Consider the following 17518-nt stretch of genomic DNA (forward strand, 5'->3'; position numbering starts at 1 on the left):
GTGACTGTGAAGACACCGGAGCAGACGGCGCAGAGTGCGGTGCGCGATACCGCATCGCATAGTGCAACCGTAGGAACTCAGCCGGTCACCTCATCCGGGGTGTCCGGCTCTACGTCGTCTGCCTCCAAGCCTTCCGCCAACGAATCACACTCCACCGAGTCATCCGACTATCCACCGACCGCGGCATATGCACAATGGGCCGCAGTCAATACGGAAACCATTGGGCTGTTCGGCCCGAGACGTGACGATTTCTCCCAGCGCTACCATCTGACACGTCGCAGCAAGATGAAGCGCTTGGCGCAAATCGTGCGCATTGTCAACCAATTCGATGCGCTCAAGGGCTTGACGCCTGTGAAAATGCGCCTGATGTGCGAGGCACTTGGACCTACATTCGTTAAAGTGGGCCAGATTCTCTCCATGCGCTCCGAGATTCTGCCGCAAAGCTTCTGCGACGAACTCGCCAAATTGCGTGCGGACGCCGATCCCATGCCGTACGCCACCGTACTGGATGTATTGTCGGCGGAATATGGCCGCCCGACCAGTGAAATCTTCGAGCATATTGATTTGAAGCCATTGGGCTCGGCATCGCTTGCCCAAGTGCACCGCGCCAAGCTGAAGACCGGCGAGGATGTGGCGATCAAGGTGCAGCGCCCTGGCGTACGTGAGACGATGGCACAGGACGTGGCCATCATGCGTTCCATCGCCAAAGCGGCAAGCAAGGTAATGAGCAATTCTCAGATTGTCGACCTCAAAGGCGTGGTCGAGGAACTCTGGGATACGTTCGAATCAGAGACGGACTTCCTCGTTGAGGCGCGTAACCTCGCCGAATTCAAGCGTTTCGCCTCGCGGTTCAAGTACATGGACTGCCCGACGCCATACCCGGAACTGTGCACCGAGCATGTGGTGGTCATGGATTACGTGGACGGCATCTCCGTTTCGCATGCCGGGGAATTAGTCGCCGCCGGCTACGATCTCAAAGACATCGGCACCAAACTGGTCGACAACTACGCTACCCAGATTCTGGATGACGGCTTCTTCCACGCCGACCCGCACCCGGGCAACATCATCATTCGCGGCGGGCAGATCGTGCTCATCGATCTCGGCATGACCGGCCGGCTTGACGCCAAAACCCGCGCGGTGATGAAGGACATGATCTTCGCCGTGGCCAAGCAGAATTCGCCGGATTTGGCGGACGGCCTCTTGCGCTTCGCCGGTGCGGAAGCCGACCCCGCCGACTATCCGTCGCTGCTTGCGGACCTGGACGTAATCGTCAAGGAATACGGCACGGTGGATCTGAAGGATCTGGATTTGGCGGCATTCATCGCCGCGTTGACGTCGTTGGCACAGCGTCACGGCATCGAAGTGCCCAGCTCCATCACCACCGTGGGGCGTGCACTGGTCACGTTGGAAGGACTTCTGGATGAGTTCATTCCAGACGTGAACATGATCGAGATCATCTCCCAGCACATCGCGACCTCCAAAACCACCAGCCAAGCCATCAAGGACGAACTCAAGGATCTGGGCGTCGAAAGCCATGTGGCCTTACACAGCGCGTTGGACGCCATGAGCGAGCTCAATGTGGCCGCCCGCATGCTCACCCGCGGCCAGCTGCGCATGAACATGGAGCTTGTCGGATCCCAAGAGCCGTTCCAGTTGCTCTCCGACATGGTGAACCGCTTGACCATGGCCCTGATCGTGGTGGGTCTGTTCATCGGTTCGTCCATCGTGTATTACGCCGGTATGAAGCCGATTATCTTCGGCATCCCGATCGTGGGCTTCATGGGCTATGTGGTGGCTTTTGTGCTCGGCGTCTGGATTGTTATCGACATCTACCTCAAGGGCCGTAAGGCCAAGAAGCGGTAGCTCGTGCGGCCGGCGGCAGCATGCCGAAGTCGGTGCGGCGCGGGAGCGGTACTGCGCAGTAACGAACAGTACTGTGCAGTAAGCAGCAATAAACAGTATTGTCAGTGTGCTGCTGTTTTGTGCAGTGTGCTGCTGTGCTCTGCAGTGCTGCGGTATCGATACCATGCGCAGAATAAGTGTGTTTGATTTGCTAACAAAGTCGCTCTTTTGTAAGATGTGGAATCGATACCACAACATACGAGAGTGTATGCGTGGCGCGTGTGTCCGCTGCTGGTCGGGCGATGCGGCGACGAGGACGTGAACGTCTGCGGGCATACGGGAAGACTCGTCATTGAAAGGCAAGGAGTGTCATGCAAACCTTCATGTGGGGCAACGAAGCGTTGACCCTGACTTTTACTTGGGCGGACGATCAGCCGGTGGCCATCAGTGCATTGCACACAGCCGGTCTCGATGTGCACTTCGATCACAGACTCTCCCTTGTGGAGATTCTGGCTACAGGCACCGGTCACTGGCTGGCGAACGATCGCCTGGCGCATACGGATATCGGCCGTGCGCTTCGGTACGTGTCCCACGCCACTAGCCGCGACTCCCGCGGTGAACACCTTGATGTAGAGCTGGCCGATGCGGCGCTGGGCCTCACCGTCACCGTCCACTATGAGCTTCCGGACAATGTGCCGATGTTCCAGGTCAGCGCAACGGTGACCAATGCAGGCCACCCGACCGCAGAGGATTCGCCGGCCCTTGCCGCGGACGGGTCGATTGTGCTTGAATCCGTGACCAGCTTCATTTCGGCGTTCGGTGCGCCCGCCGGCAAGCCCGCCGACTGTGATGCGTGGCGCTTGATCGAATGCGACAATGAATGGCTTGGTGAAGGCCGCTGGCATGCCACGCCCACCAGCGAGCTGTTTCCGCGTCTAGCCCAGCAGATGACCGGACACAATCCGCGTGGCGCACATTCCGTGGTGAATACCGGCACATGGTCCACCGGCAGGTACACGCCGCTCGCTCTGCTGGACTCTCGTGAGCTGGGACTGACTTGGCTGTTCCAGATCGAGCACAACGCCGCCTGGCGCTGGGAGGTCGGCCGCGATACCGAAGACGGCTATCTGGCGCTCGCTGGTCCGACCAATGTGAACCATGACTGGGCCAAGCGTCTCGCCCCGGGCGAATCGTTCACTACTGTGCCCGCTTCCGCCACACTGGCCGCCGATTTCGACGGCGCGATCGCTAACGTTACCGCCTACCGCCGTGCCATGCGCATCGCGAAGGCGGACAACAAGCTTCCTCGTGTGATCTTCAACGATTACATGAATACCATCAACGGCGATCCGACCACCGACAAGTTGCTGCCGCTAATTCAAGGTGCGGCCGAATCCGGCATCCAGATCTTCTGCATCGACGCCGGATGGTATGACGACACCGGCGACTGGTGGCCGTCCGTGGGCGAATGGCTGCCTTCCAAGAAGCGCTTTCCGAACGGCATCACTGAGGTCATTGACGCCATTCGCAACGCGGGCATGATCGCGGGCCTGTGGCTTGAACCGGAAGTGATCGGCGTCAAAAGCCCGATGGCAAAATCCCTGCCCGAATCGGCGTTCTTCCACCGGTACGGCCACCGCGTGGTCGAGCAGGAGCGGTATCTGCTCGATCTGCGCGATCCTGCAGCCCGCAAGCATCTGGACGATACCGTGGATCGTCTGATCAACGATTACGGCGTGGGCTACTTCAAGTTCGATTACAACGTCTCACCCGACGCCGGCACAGACCTGAACGCCGACAGCGCTGGCGACGGCCTGCTGGGGCACAACCGCGCTTACAGCGCATGGGTGGAGGGGCTGCATCGCCGTCATCCGGACCTCATCATCGAGAACTGCTCCTCCGGAGGCATGCGCATGGACTTCGCACAGACCTCGCGCTTCCAGGTGCAGTCCACTTCCGACCAGCAGGACTTCCGCCTGTATCCGGCCATCGCGGCGGCCGCGCCGATGCTCATGACCCCCGAACAGGCCGGCAACTGGGCGTATCCGAATGCCAAAGACAATCCCGAGGAGTTCGCGTTCAACCTCAACACCACGTTCCTTGGGCGTTTCTTCCTGTCCGGCTACATCAACCGGATGAGCGACGCCCAACGTGCGCTGATCGTGCAATCCGTCGAGGCATACAAGGCTCACGTCCAGCCGGTAATCGGCTCCTCAGTGCCGTTTTGGCCGCTCGGGCTGCCCGGTTGGAACGATAAGGTGCTCGCATTGGGGCTTAAAGCGGCCGATCGCACTCTGGTGACGGTGTGGGCTCGTAAAAGCGACGGGGAAGAGATGACGCTTGTTCTGCCGCATCTCAAAGGCAAGGCGGTCACACCGCAGACACTGTTCCCGGTGGGCAGCGGATTCGCCGACTGGCCAGTGCGTTGGGACGCTGAAACCGGCGAGGCCACAGTGACCGTGCCGGATGGCGGCGGCTACGTCTCCCGTACCTTCGAATTCCGGGCATAGACATTGACATTGAAGGCGGTCATACGATGTATGACCGCCTTCACGTTATCTGGCTTCCCCTCAAAGAGGGGAAGCCGCTTATCGTTATATCCGCTCCACTTCAAGCAAGAGGCAATGTTCAGGGGCGAGCTGGGGCAGACGGATGCCCCATTGCGTCAGAAGCGCTCCCGCTGCCGTGATGCCTTCATCGCTCCACCAATCCAAGCGAGTCCTGCAGTTCGGGCTCATCTCACTTTGATAGAGTTCGGTGCCGCCCAGCGGCCGCACATGGTATGTCGCCGCTTCGTCAAGGCCGGGGAGGCGAACCAGGCCATACGGGTATTCACGTGACGAAGCGACCGCGGCGAACCGATACACCGCATACGAGCGATTCGGAGCCAGCAGACCATCGACGCGCACCGCCGGATCCGTACTGTCCTCGTGAACCAGATCGCCCTGTGGAATACGCGCGCGACGCTCCTTGTACAGCTCCACCCACCGTTTGATCATGGCGAGTTCGGCATCGCCAAGCTTCATGATGTTCCATTCGATGCCCAGATGGCCGAAGAACGTCATCGCCGCACGCGTGGTCAGCGTGGTTGTGCGCCTTGTGGCATGGTTCGGCGATTCGGAGATATGCTCGCCAATCATCTCCGGTGGCACGATCAGCGAGGTGCCGCGCTGAATATCCGCGCGTTCAATCGGGTCGGTGCAATCGGACGCCCATACGCGGCTGCAGCGGGTGAGCACGCCCGCGTCGATACGTCCTCCGCCCGACGAGCAGGATTCGATCTCCAGCCATGGATGCCGTGCGCGCAGACGGTCAACGATGTCGTAGAACGCCTGCGTCTGCCGATGGACGGCCGGCAATGCGGATGCGCGGGATATCGGTTCGGTGAGGAACCGATTGTGATCCCATTTGATGTAGTCGATATGATATTCGCCGACCAGCTGATCGATGCAATCCTCCACATATTGTGCCGCTTCAGGATTGGTCAGGTCGATGACCTGCTGGCTGCGCGCCTCGACGGGCATCCGTTCGGCGTTCGGTGCCAGAATCCAGTCGGGATGTGCGCGTGCCGTATCGGAATCAGGGCTGATCATCTCCGGTTCGAACCAGAGGCCGAATTCCATGCCAAGACCATGCACGTGATCCGCCACGGCGTGCAGTCCATCCGGCCAGATGCTGCGATCCACCTGCCAGTCGCCGAGGCCCTTGGTGTCATCACGGCGTCCGTTGAACCAACCGTCGTCGATGACGAAACGTTCGACACCGATGGAGGACGCGTGATCAGCCAACGCAATGACCTTGGCCTCGCTCTGGTCGAAATACATGGCCTCCCAGGTGTTGAGTGTCACCGGGCGCGGCCTGGAGACAAGCTCCGGATGGAAGGATCGTAGGTAAGCGTGGAATCGGGCGGCGACCGCGTTGAGTCCATCGCCCACGGAGACCAGCAGTCGTGGCGCACGATAGGTTTCGCCTTGCTGCAGCGTGATTTCGCCGGCGTATGGCAGCTCGCCGCCGCCTATGACCCCGTGGGTATAAGGCGTGCGCTCGGCGAACACCGTACTGTTGCCGCTGAATGCCACATGCGCGCCGAATACCAGTCCGTGCTCGAATCCGAACCCGGTGGTGCCGGCTGCCAGCAGAGTGGCTGAATTGAAGTCGGGGCGACCCATATGCGCGTCCTTGGCGAACAGACCTTCCGTAAGCGGCTGGCGTTGCAGCGCGCGCTCGCGAAGGTGATGCCCGGTGCAGGTCTGGATTTCGCTGATTTGCGGGGGAAGCGGTACGACCGGGGTCAGCCGGGCTACGGTCAACGGGGTGGCGCCGGTGTTGGTCAGCGCGGTATCGACCCGAATCAGGCCTTCGTCTCCAATCACGATGGTGGCTGTGAGCGAGAGCCCAGCGGCGTGATCGGTGGCCTCGAAGGTGAACGAATCGCTGGTCTTCGATTGCGAGGTGACCTTCAGTGCGGGGAACAGTTCCACGCCGCCTCGGTTGACTTGGATTGCCGGCGTACCGGTCCAGCCCTCGGCCTGGGTGGGGAACAAGGTGGGGAATTCGCTGATGGACAACCCTGCATCAAGGGTCTGCGGGAATTGGAGGTCTGCTTTATCGGCGCTGCTGCAGTCAGCGCTGTTGCGATCTGTGCTGTTGGTGATGGCGACGATGTGTGGGAGTCGGTTGTCGTTCAGGCCGACAGCAAGCGTGATTGTTGATTGTGGTGCTCGCCCGCCGGCGTCATCGCATGATGCAGGCTGACTGATGGTGATGATTTTCGTATGCATGACATACCTCGTCGTATTGGTGTTCCACGGTATTTCTCGCGGCGCTCATGCGTTGTTCTCTCGTGGTGTTCTCACGATGGTTCTCGCTGCGCTTTCGCAAGGAATCGATACCAAACAGCATACATCGTGGAATCGGTACCACAAAATCAGCGCAAAAAGTGTTAAGGCTCACAATCCGTGGCGATGATGGGCTAAAAGCGTTGAAAATAAGCCATTTGGTAAGTTTTGTTCACTTATGTTACGGCATGACATTTTTGCCTCGACACGCCGTGTATGGTTGACGTGGAATCGATACCACATATGATTGGGGCTATCGGGATTCAAGAAGCTGCGGTGCCGCAGTGAGGGGCATGGTAGCGCGTGAACGCCGAGAATTCATCCCGCTGGAGGGTGGAATGAAGAATCCTCAAGGAAAGGCTCAATGATGAGGAACTGGAAGAAAGCGACCGCCGCCGTTGCTGGCATTGCGGCTTTGGGCATGATGTTCGCTGGCTGCGGCAACCCTGCGGCAGCTGGCAGCGACGACAACACCGATACCTCCTCCGCCGACTACTGGCCGGCCGAGGACACCAAGCTTGACGGCGTGAAGCTGACGTTCTGGGCAGCCCAGAACTCCAATAAGATTCCTGTGAAGGTCATCAAGGACTTCGAATCCAAGACCGGCGCCAAGATCGATCTGCAGACCATCCCGGATAACTACGAATCCAACGTGCAGACCAAGATCACCACCGGCGACGCCCCGGACATCATGTTCTGGCAGGCCGTGCCGTCCACCCTGGCCGGCTTCGTGGCTCAGGACAAGCTGCAGAAGCTGGACAACGCTCCGTGGCTCAAGAACTACGCTGACGGCATCGCCGACGCCGGCGGCAAGTATCAAGGCACCTACTACGGCGCTCTGGTCTCCGCCCCTGACACCGAAGGCGTCTGGTACAACAAGCAGGTCTTCGAGAAGGCCGGCATCACCGACACCCCGAAGGGCTGGGATGGCCTGCTCGAGGCAGCCAACAAGATCAAGAGCTCCGGCGCCGCCGAGTCCCCGTTCTTCGAGATGGCCGGCTCCCAGTGGGGCACCCAGTGGGCTGTGAACGTGCAGCTCGCCGAGGCCGCCAAGGACGGTCTGTGGGACAACGTCAACGCCAACAAGGACAGCTTCGAGGGCAAGGACATCCTCGGTGCCATCAAGGAATACAAGCAGATGATCGATGACGGTCTGTACAACAAGGATGCAGGCTCCGCCAAGGACACCGACCAGGCTCAGGCTCTGCTTGACGGCAAGGCCGGCATGATCATCCAGACCAACTCGATGTTCAGCGCCATCGCTGCCCTGGCCGACAACGACAAGACCAAGCTCGACGACACTATCGGCTTCTTCCCGATCTCCAAGGAAGGCAACATCGCCACCTCCATCCCGCAGCAGGGCAACTGCATCGTCGCTTTCAAGACCGGCGATTCCAAGCGTGAGGCCGCGACCCGTCAGTTCATGGAGTTCTGGCTCGGCTCCGAGTACGAGACCTTCATCAAGGATCAGAACTACGTTTCCATCATGAAGGATGTCAAGACTCCTGACACCGTTCCGCAGGCCCAGCTCGACGCATTCGCCGCTCTGAAGAACGCCGTGGGCTCCATGCAGTCCCAGGCAGTGGCTAACCCGGATCTCTACCTGAACCTCGCCAACATGGTCAACGGCACCATGACCCCGGAGCAGGTCGCCAAGACCACTCAGGACCAGTTCGCCCAGATCGCCAAGGCGCAGGGCGTCAAGGGATTCTGATCGGGTAGATTACCCATCGATTCCGGTTAAGGCATCCGGCCGGGCAACGCCCGAGATAGCGCTCAGCATCTCGGGCCCCGGCCGCCCAGCCACTAATTGTAAGGAAACGAAAAAAATGACGAGTCACGTCTCTTCGTCCGTCAAACCAGTCAAGGGTACACGGACATTGGAGCGCAAGAACTATCCGTTGCGCTACATCGTTCCCGCGGGCGTTATGCTGCTGGTCTTCTTCTTCCTGCCCACGGTCATGAACTTCATCTACGCCTTCACCGATTGGTCCGCATTCAAGAAGACCATCGACTTCAACGGTCTAGACAATCTGAAGCAGCTGTTCGAAAGCGGCACCTTGATGTCGGACATCAAGGTCACCCTGATCTATGCAGTGCTTGTAGCATTCTTCCAAAACACTTTCGGCCTGGCGCTCGCCGTGCTCCTCGAGAAGGATACGGCTCTGAACCGCTTCGCCCGCACGATGTTCTTCATCCCCGTGATCATGTCCGCCCTCGGCGCCGGCTACATTTGGCAGGCCATTCTGAAGACCGACGGCGTGCTGAACCAGATCCTCGGCTTCTTCGCCGGCCATACCGTTGACATCCAGTGGCTCGGCTCCACGACTTGGACCATCGTGATCGTCACGATCATTCACGGCTGGAAGTGGATGGGCTTCGCAATGCTCACCTACCTCGCCGGTCTGAAAACCATCGATTCCGAAGTGCTTGAGGCAGCCTCCATCGACGGCGCCAACGCATGGCAGACCTTCTGGCAGGTCAAGTTCCCGCTGATCGCACCGGCTATGACCTTCAACGTGGCAACCGCACTGCTCGGCTCGATGAACTCCTTCGATATCGTTCAGGCCACCACCAACGGCGGCCCTGGCGGATCCACTGAAATCCTGAACCTGTTCATTTGGCGTACGTTCGGCAAGGGCCTGTACTCCCAGTCGACCACCATGAGCCTTGTGCTCTTCGTGATGGTGATGATCATCGCCATCCCGCTTGTCACTTACCTGCGTAAGCGTGAGGAGAAGATCCTATGAGTAGCGCATCCTATAGCGAATCCGGTGTCAAAACCAACAACCTCACCGTCGTCAGGAAGTCCTCGAAAGTCCATGGCATCGTCCATGCGGTGATCGTCATCCTGCTGATGCTGGTGTTCCTGGCCATCCCGTTCTGGATTCTGATTGTCACTGCCGGCAAGACCCAGGCCGAGGCCGTGGTGCCGAGCATGGCGCTGCCGAGCCAATGGCATCTCATCGATAACTTCAAGGAAGTCATCGTACAGGGCAAGGTCTTCCAGGCCTTCTTCGGATCGCTGCTCGTCACGGTGCCTTCAGTGTTCATCTGCCTGCTCTTCGGCTCGATGGCCGCATGGATCTTCGGCCGCCGCACATCCAAGGGCGTGGGCATGCTTTACGCGCTGTTCATCTCCGGCGTCATCCTGCCGCCTTCCGTGGTGACCATCATGATGCTCCTCAAGATGATCGGACTGTCCGGCACTGCATTTGGCATGAACTGCGTGTACATCGGCATCTATCTGTCCGTGGTAATCTTCTTCATCACCGGCTTCATCCGCACGATTCCGCCGTCTCTGGAAGAGGCGGCCCGCATCGATGGTGCCAGCCCGATGAGGATCTTCTTCACGATCATCTTCCCGCTGCTCGCTCCGACGCTTGCATCCTCCACGATTCTGGTGGTGCTGTACATCTGGAACGACATCTTCTACTCGCTGTTCATCCTCTCCGGCAAGATGAGTACCCTGCCGCTCAACCTCTACAATGTGGCAAGCGCAGGCCTGTACCTCAACAACTGGCATCTCATCTTCGCCTACATCATCCTGATGACTCTCCCGCTCCTGATTGTCTTCGTCATCGGCCAGCGCAAGATCATCAGCGGTATCACTGGCGGAGCCGTTAAGTAAACAGCCCAATAACCAACGTTCAATTCCCTCCTCCTTCCCGGAACGCCCCGAATCCCCTGACAGGTTTTTCTCCTTCCAATCGGGGGAGCCGGGGCGTTCCTTACTCACACGCTCCATCGCTCACTGTTCTATATAATGGCTGTTGATGGAAGACAGACAGGTGCATATGCCAAGGCCCAAAGAGAAGCGGGCGCCGGTAATCAAGGATGTAGCCGCGCTTGCCAAGGTATCAGTGTCAACGGTGTCCAGATACTTGAACGATTCTCCCCGCATCAGCGAGGAAAGTCGGGATCGTATTGCTCATGCCATCAAATTGCTTGATTATCATCCGAGTCGTGTGGCCCGTGGACTGGTCAATTCGACGATGAAATCCATTGCCGTGCTCACGAGCGACACTACGCTGTACGGCTCGGCGATGACGATTCAGGGCATCGAAGACGAGGCCCGTTCGAACAATTATCCGGTGAGCATCTCCAAATTGGATAATGATTCCACTGACGGGTTGCGCGCATCCATTTCCATGGTCATGGATCAGAACCCGGGTGGCGTCATTGTGATGAAGTATGACGAACTGGCCGCCAAGGCGCTGACCTATATCCCGGACACAGTCACCAAAGTGGTCATCGCCGGCGATCGCGAACCCAATCTGGATCAGGTCGACCTGCGTGAGAACCAATCCGGACGTGAAATCACCGAGTATTTGCTGGGCCTGGGTCATACAAACGTCGCCCATGTCACGATTCCTGGCGGTGGCGGCGGATACAGCCGAACCGCTGGCTGGGAGGCCGTGCTACGCGCCAACGACAAGCCGATTCCTGATATGTGGCATTGTTCGTGGCTACCTGCCGACGCACGCAAAATCGGCCGCCAGATGGCACATGTCTATGGTCTTACCGCGATTTTCGCCGGCAACGACGAGATTGCGATGGGCTTGATTCGTGGTCTTGAGGATGAAGGTAAAAGCGTTCCGGACGATATCAGCGTCATCGGTTTCGATGATCATCCGCTGTCGTGCGTGTGGACGCCGCCTGTGACCACGTACCGCCAGGATTTCCCCGCTGCGGGTCGTCGTGCCGTGCAGCTGTTGCTGTCCCGTATCGAGGCGCAGGAACAGGGCGAGATATTGGCGCCGCGGTTCGTCGAGCTGCAGGGCGAGCTGGTGGTTCGTGCCTCGGCCGGTGCCCCACCGTCGGTCTGAGCGGCGACAATCACTGTATGTTGCGCTCGTAGACCCGCCCGGTGCTTTCCAAAGCGGTGTGGCGCCTGGCCTCAGTGGATTCGCGCACGATCATCGGGCATTCGATGGTGGTGAGGCCATGATGAGGTCTGCCGGTCAATGCATCGAGAATGAACTTGGCCGCAGTTTTGCCCAGCATCGTGATGTTGTTGTCGAATGTGGTCAGTGTAGGGTGCGCGTTCGAGGCGAAAACAAACCAATTGTCGTGCCCGATAATGGCCACATCCTGCGGAACGCGCTTGCCGATGGAGGCAAGTCCGCGCGCGGCGCCACGTGCGATCTCATCGCTCAGGCAGTAAATCGCATCTAAGTGAGGGTGCTGCTCCACCAGCAGTTTGGCCGCGCGTTCGCCCCATTCCTCGCTCCATGCGTCGAACAACACGGCAACCGGGCGAAAATCGTACAGAATGAACGTGCGTTGTGCGCCCAATACGCGATCTTTTGCCGCTTGAAAATCTTCAGGGCCGGCAATCACGGCAATATAGCGTCGGCCTATACTCAGCAAATACTCGATTGCCTGCGCGCCGGCGCCGATATTGTCGCAGATGATGCTGCAGTCATTGGGATCTCGCGAAGGGTCGTATGCATAAATAACCGGCAAGCCCATCGTGGTGCGTGGATCGAGCGGCGGGCGCGAATTCGTGGTATTGCCCACCACGATCAATCCATCCACGCCGTGTGCGGCCAATCGGTCGATGTGGCTTTTCTCCAAAGCCGGGCGGCCATGTGAACTCATCAACAATGCCGCATGATTCGAAGCACCGAGCGTATTTTCCGCGCCGGTCAACAGAGGAAGCGCAAAACGCCCGTTGTAATCGGAGGTAATCAGCCCGATAAGCCCGGATCGTTTGTGTCGGTTGTGTGCTGCGGAGGCTTTGTGATACCCCAGTTGTTCGGCGGCGGCCATCACTTCGCGCTGGGTGGCTGCGGATACGCGGTCGGTGTTGTTCAGTGCTTTAGAGGCGGTGGCCACGGAGACATTGGCGAGCGATGCCACATCGGCAAGGGTTGGTTTGCGGCTCATGGCGCTCACTTTATGCGAAAATTTTCGCATTTGCAAGACCTGGATTTTTGATTACATGCGATTGCATACCATCAACAATGCAAGTGGTCAGAACGTGAAAATCGGTCGGCAGAGCAGCCTGTTTTCACGTGAAAAAAATTGTAGTAATCAGCAGCACCTCCAATGTAGAAAGGACGAACCATGAGCCAGCATGTCACGGTTACTTCACCGTTCTGGAAGCGGTACCGTGAAAACGTCGCCAAGGAAGTGATTCCTTACCAGTGGGCGGTCATCAACGACGAGCAGAAGATCGACATTCCGCGCGACCCCTCCGGCGCCAAGCAGGATATCGACTACCACTACAGCCGCGCCGTGCGCAACCTGCGCATCGCAGCCGGCGATGAGGAAGGCGAGTTCAAGGGCTTCGTATTCCAGGATTCCGATGTGTACAAGTGGCTGGAAGAGGCCGCCTACTCCCTGGCCTACGAGCCGGATGAGCAGCTGCAGCAGCTGTGCGACAAGGTCGTGGACCTGATCGCCCGCGCCCAGCAGGACGACGGCTACCTGGACACCCCGTATATCATCAAGTCCGGTGCCTTCGAGAACCGTGAGCGCTTCACTCAGATTCAGCAGTCCCACGAAATGTACGTGATGGGCCACTACATCGAGGCCGCCGTGGCCTACTTCGAGGTCACCGGCAACCAGCAAGCCCTTGAGGTCGCTGAGAAGATGGCCGCCTGCCTGGACGCCAACTTCGGTGAAGAGGACGGCAAGATCCCGGGCGCCGATGGCCATCCGGAGATCGAGCTGGCCTTGGCCCGCCTCTACGAGGTCACCAAGGAGGAGAAGTACCTGAAGCTCGCCAAGTTCTTCATCGACGTGCGCGGCAAGGACCCGAGCTTCTACGACAAGCAGAACGAGAAGATCGGCGATGGCTCCACCGACATCTTCCCGCAGATGCGCGGCTGGACGCATGAGTACACCCAGACCGCCCGTCCGATCCGCCAGCAGCAGACCGCAGAAGGCCATGCCGTGCGCGTGGGCTACATGCTCACCGGCGTCGCCCATGTCGCTCGCCTGACCGGCGACAAGGAGCTCGAGGAGACCGCCAAGCGTCTGTGGCACAACATCGTGACCAAGCGCATGTACATCACCGGTGGCGTTGGCTCCACCCACGTGGGCGAGGCCTTCACCTACGACTACGATCTGCCGAACGACACGATGTACGGCGAGACCTGCGCCTCCGTGGCCATGAGCTTCCTTGCCAAGCAGATGCTCGAGATCGAGACCAAGGGCGAATACGCCGACGTGCTCGAGAAGGAGCTGTTCAACGGTTCCATCGCCGGCATCGCACTGGACGGCAAGCACTTCTACTACGTGAACGCCCTCGAGGCCGATCCCCAGGCCACCGAGCACAACCCCGACCGCTACCACGTGCTCATGCACCGTGCCGAGTGGTTCGGCTGCGCCTGCTGCCCGGCCAACATCGCCCGTCTGATCGCCTCCGTGGACCGCTACCTGTACACCGTGCACGAGGACAAGCGCGAGATCGTCGCCCACCAGTTCATCGCGAACGACGCCGAATTCTTCGACGGTGTGAAGGTCTCCCAGAAGTCCAACTTCCCGTGGGACGGCCACATCGAGTTCACCGTGGACGTGCCGGAGGGCGTCGAACCGGTGAAGTTCCTGGTGCGTATCCCGTCCTGGTCCGCCACCCAGCATGAGCTGAAGGTCAATGGCGAGGACGCGCGTCGTCTGCCGGTTGTTGACGGCTTTGTGACCATCGAGCTGACCCCGGGCGAGACCCAGATCACCCTGGATCTTGACATGGCTGTGAAGTTCATGCGTTCCAAGACACTGGTTCGCCACGATATCGGCAAGATCGCCGTGATGCGCGGTCCGATCGTGTTCTGCGCCGAGGAGGCTGATAACTCCGCTCCGCTGTGGAACTACCACATCGGCAGCCACGACGCGTCCCGCGCGAAGGCCGAGTACCACTTCGGCGAGCTCGACGGCGTGGAGGTCATCACGATCCCGGCCACCAAGCGCACGCACGACGACGAGTCGTTCCCGCTGTTCGCGGACGTCGAGGAGCATCCGGTCGGCGAGAAGTCCTACGACCTCAAGCTCATCCCGTACTACGCATGGGCCAACCGCGAGGTCGGCCAGATGCAGGTCTGGTTCGACTCCGACTTCTAAGCCTCGGATCATCCACCACCAACACTTGACTCGGCGGTTGCGCCGAGTCAACCCTAGCCAATCACAGCAGATACAGCGCAGAGGTACGCCAATATCATTCCGCCTGACTATCTGCCGGATTGCAACCATCGGCTGCCCCGGGACCTCCTATACAGGGCAGCCAGCATCACAACTGTTGTACTAATCGCAACACATCAAAGAAGAAGGAAAACAATGAGTGCAGCAACTCAGGACGCTTCCGCAGTGAAGCTCTCGGTCAAGGAGAAGATTGCTTACTCCTTCACCGATATGGCAGGCAACCTGCTGTATGTGACCATTTCGTCGTACATCATGTACTTCTACACCAACGTGTTCCACATCCCGGCCGCTGGTGCACTGGGCGCAGGCACCATCCTGCTCGTGGCTCGTTTCGCTGACGCCATCTCCGCTGTGGTGTGGGGCTCCATCGTGGACCACACCAACACCAAGTGGGGCCAGAGCCGTCCGTGGTTCCTCTGGCTGTGCGTGCCGTTCGCCATCACCGTCTGGATTGCCTTCACCGCTCCGAGCCTGCCTGATGGCGCTCCGAAGTTCTGGTACGCTCTGATCACCTACATCCTGGCCGCTGGCGCTGTGTACACCGGCATCCAGACCCCGATCACCGCAATCCTGCCGAACCTCACCTCCGACCCGACCGAGCGCAACAACGCCAACTCCTTCCGTATGGCTGGCGGCCAGATCGGTTCCTTCATCACCTCTTCCTTCACCATCCCGCTGGTTGGTTGGTTCGGCGTCCAGTTCGGTGGCGGCGATAAGACCGGCTTCATGATCGTCACCGCCATCTGGGGCATCGTGGCTATCATTCTGCTGCTCTTCTCCTTCAAGAACCTCACCGAGCGCAACTACCACCCGGAACTCAACAAGCCGATTCCGCTGAAGGACTCCCTCAAGGCTGCCAAGGGCAACTGGCCTTGGATTATCCTGGTCGTCGCCTTCGTGATCTACTGGGTTGCTCAGTCCACCCGTAACGGCGTGTCCACCTACTACGCCCAGTACGTGCTCAACAACCGCGACCTCGTCTCCATCTTCAACGGTGTTCAGGTGCTCGGCCTGCTCGGCACCATCGCTATGCCGATCATCGCTAACAAGACCAAGAACAAGACCCTGACCATGATTATCGGTCTCGTCATCGGCGGTCTCGGCCAGGCTCTGATGCCGCTCGCCGGCCACAATGTGCCGCTGCTGGTCACCTTCTGGACCATCGGTGTGTTCGGTGCCGCTATCGCCATCGGTATGCCGTTCGGCATGCTGGCCGACACCGTTGACTACGGCGAATGGAAGACCGGCATCCACGCCGCAGGCTTCCTGACCGCAGTCGGCTCCGCCTTCTGCATCCAGGTCGGCTCCGGCTTTGGCGCCTTCCTGCCGCTCGAGATCATGGGTGCCGCCGGCTACGACGCCACCAAGGACGTGCAGTCCCAGGCCGCTCAGGACGCCATCAGCTTCTGCTTCATCTGGCTGCCTGTGATCGTCTACATCATCGTGGCTGTCATCATGTCCTTCTACCGCAAGTTCGAGAAGATGGAGCCGCAGATCAAGGCCGAGCTGGCCGCCCGTCATGAGGCTCAGCTCAAGGCCGAAGCTGAGAACGCGTGATCATTCGCGTGACTCTCAGCTGGCTCCAGTCGATTGCGGTCGACATCGGTCAACTGACATGATTATCGAGTGATATTCACAAGGTAATCCTTCCTTTCCAATCGCAATATGCGCCCGGTCGCTTCGGCTGCCGGGCGCATATTGTATATATAAGGAGTAATTGCGCCAGTATTGCGTCTCGGTAGGGCGAGTGTGGCATAAGGGGTGTTGAATATGACGGCTTATATGGATCACAAAGACCTTGCGAACGAAGTTATTGATTCAGCTCGTGCGCAGGAAATCGCTGACGGTGTGCATCGCGTGCTCGATAGGATTGCGACGGCCGAGACTGCCGCCGGACGCGAGGCGGGCTCGGTGAGGCTTTTGGCTGCGACGAAGACCCGCGATGTGGGAGAGATTCTGGCGGCTATCGATGCCGGTATTCGGATGATCGGTGAGAATCGTCCGCAGGAAGTCGCCGTGAAGTCGGCTGGATTGGCGAAGCGACTGGGGGAGCGCGGATTTTCGCTGGGTGTTGTTGATGCGACTGCGGACGGTGCTGTGGCTGGTGCTGCTGCGGCTGCGACGCACATTCCGTTCCATCTCATCGGTCAATTGCAATCCAATAAAATCGGCAAAGTGTTGCCGGTGGTCGACACCATCGAATCAGTCGATTCCATCGAACTGGCGGAGAAAATCGCCCGTCGTGCCACGATGCGCGGTATCACTGTAGGCGTGCTGTTGGAGGTCAATGAATCCGGTGAGGAATCCAAATCCGGTTGCGCGCCAAGCCATGCCATCGATCTTGCCCAGCGCATTGGCGCTATGGGCGGCTTGGAATTACAAGGCCTGATGACCATCGGAGCCCATGTGGACGACGAACGTACGATTCGTGCGGGGTTCGCGCATTTGCGCCGCACGCGCGACCAGATTCTCGCCTCCGGAGCCGAAGGCACAGCGGGCTGCACGGAACTGTCGATGGGTATGACCCATGACTTGGCCTATGCCATCGAAGAAGGTTCCACCATCGTGCGCGTCGGTACCGCCATCTTTGGCGAACGCGCTTTCATCTGATTTGTGGTCCTTGTTCACCGCCTAACAAGTTGCTGTATTGTCCCGGAAGCTGCCTCAGTGTCCGAAAATCGGGTAAATAG

11 protein-coding genes are annotated in these 17518 nt (G+C 59.1%); 9 read left to right on the plus strand and 2 right to left on the minus strand.

Annotated features, from left to right (window positions below):
- Together CSQ86_RS01255 and CSQ86_RS01260 are read left to right on the plus strand one after the other, a co-directional pair.
- Nucleotides 1-1863 (plus strand): ABC1 kinase family protein, encoded by a 1863-nt coding sequence (locus CSQ86_RS01255; protein WP_423734792.1) that lies wholly within the window; start codon nt 1-3, stop codon nt 1861-1863.
- A 350-nt stretch (nt 1864-2213) separates the two neighbouring features.
- The gene (locus tag CSQ86_RS01260; RefSeq protein WP_100493332.1) at nt 2214-4352 is read left to right on the plus strand and encodes an alpha-galactosidase; all 2139 of its coding nucleotides are present in this window, start codon (nt 2214-2216) and stop codon (nt 4350-4352) included.
- A gap of 84 nt (nt 4353-4436) precedes the next feature.
- Here CSQ86_RS01260 and CSQ86_RS01265 read toward each other — a convergent pair whose 3' ends face one another.
- Nucleotides 4437-6623, minus strand: coding sequence for an alpha-galactosidase (locus CSQ86_RS01265; protein WP_100493333.1), 2187 nt, complete (start codon nt 6621-6623; stop codon nt 4437-4439).
- 421 nt (nt 6624-7044) lie between these two features.
- On the opposite strand from CSQ86_RS01265, the gene CSQ86_RS01270 reads away from it, so the two are divergent.
- The 4 genes from CSQ86_RS01270 to CSQ86_RS01285 all read left to right on the plus strand — a co-directional run bounded on the left by CSQ86_RS01270 (nt 7045) and on the right by CSQ86_RS01285 (nt 11509).
- Nucleotides 7045-8394: an ABC transporter substrate-binding protein gene (locus CSQ86_RS01270; protein ID WP_240542215.1), complete on the plus strand. Its 1350-nt coding sequence runs from the start codon at nt 7045-7047 to the stop codon at nt 8392-8394.
- A gap of 115 nt (nt 8395-8509) precedes the next feature.
- Nucleotides 8510-9430, plus strand: coding sequence for a carbohydrate ABC transporter permease (locus tag CSQ86_RS01275; protein WP_100493334.1), 921 nt, complete (start codon nt 8510-8512; stop codon nt 9428-9430).
- Nucleotides 9427-10311: a carbohydrate ABC transporter permease gene (locus tag CSQ86_RS01280; RefSeq protein WP_100493335.1), complete on the plus strand. Its 885-nt coding sequence runs from the start codon at nt 9427-9429 to the stop codon at nt 10309-10311. Before CSQ86_RS01275 ends, CSQ86_RS01280 begins: the two co-directional genes overlap by 4 nt.
- A 145-nt stretch (nt 10312-10456) precedes the next feature.
- Nucleotides 10457-11509: a LacI family DNA-binding transcriptional regulator gene (locus CSQ86_RS01285; protein WP_100493336.1), complete on the plus strand. Its 1053-nt coding sequence runs from the start codon at nt 10457-10459 to the stop codon at nt 11507-11509.
- Nucleotides 11510-11519: 10 nt separating this feature from the next.
- On the opposite strand, the gene CSQ86_RS01290 is transcribed toward CSQ86_RS01285, so the two are convergent.
- On the minus strand, nt 11520-12572 hold the full coding sequence (locus CSQ86_RS01290; RefSeq protein ID WP_100493337.1) for a LacI family DNA-binding transcriptional regulator: 1053 nt from the start codon (nt 12570-12572) through the stop codon (nt 11520-11522).
- Between the two features lie 180 nt (nt 12573-12752).
- Between CSQ86_RS01290 and CSQ86_RS01295 the strand changes: the two genes are divergently transcribed.
- The 3 genes from CSQ86_RS01295 (at nt 12753) to CSQ86_RS01305 (ending at nt 17438) form a co-directional block, all read left to right on the plus strand.
- Nucleotides 12753-14750 carry a glycoside hydrolase family 127 protein gene (locus CSQ86_RS01295; RefSeq protein ID WP_100493338.1) on the plus strand — a complete coding sequence of 666 codons (1998 nt, stop codon included), beginning with the start codon at nt 12753-12755 and terminating at the stop codon, nt 14748-14750.
- Nucleotides 14751-14963: 213 nt separating this feature from the next.
- The gene (locus tag CSQ86_RS01300) at nt 14964-16385 is read left to right on the plus strand and encodes an MFS transporter (RefSeq protein ID WP_100493339.1); all 1422 of its coding nucleotides are present in this window, start codon (nt 14964-14966) and stop codon (nt 16383-16385) included.
- 213 nt (nt 16386-16598) lie between these two features.
- Nucleotides 16599-17438, plus strand: coding sequence for a YggS family pyridoxal phosphate-dependent enzyme (locus tag CSQ86_RS01305; protein ID WP_100493340.1), 840 nt, complete (start codon nt 16599-16601; stop codon nt 17436-17438).
- Nucleotides 17439-17518: the final 80 nt, after the last annotated feature.

The organism is Bifidobacterium felsineum (assembly GCF_002802915.1).
Classification (GTDB): Bacteria; Actinomycetota; Actinomycetes; order Actinomycetales; family Bifidobacteriaceae; genus Bifidobacterium; species Bifidobacterium felsineum.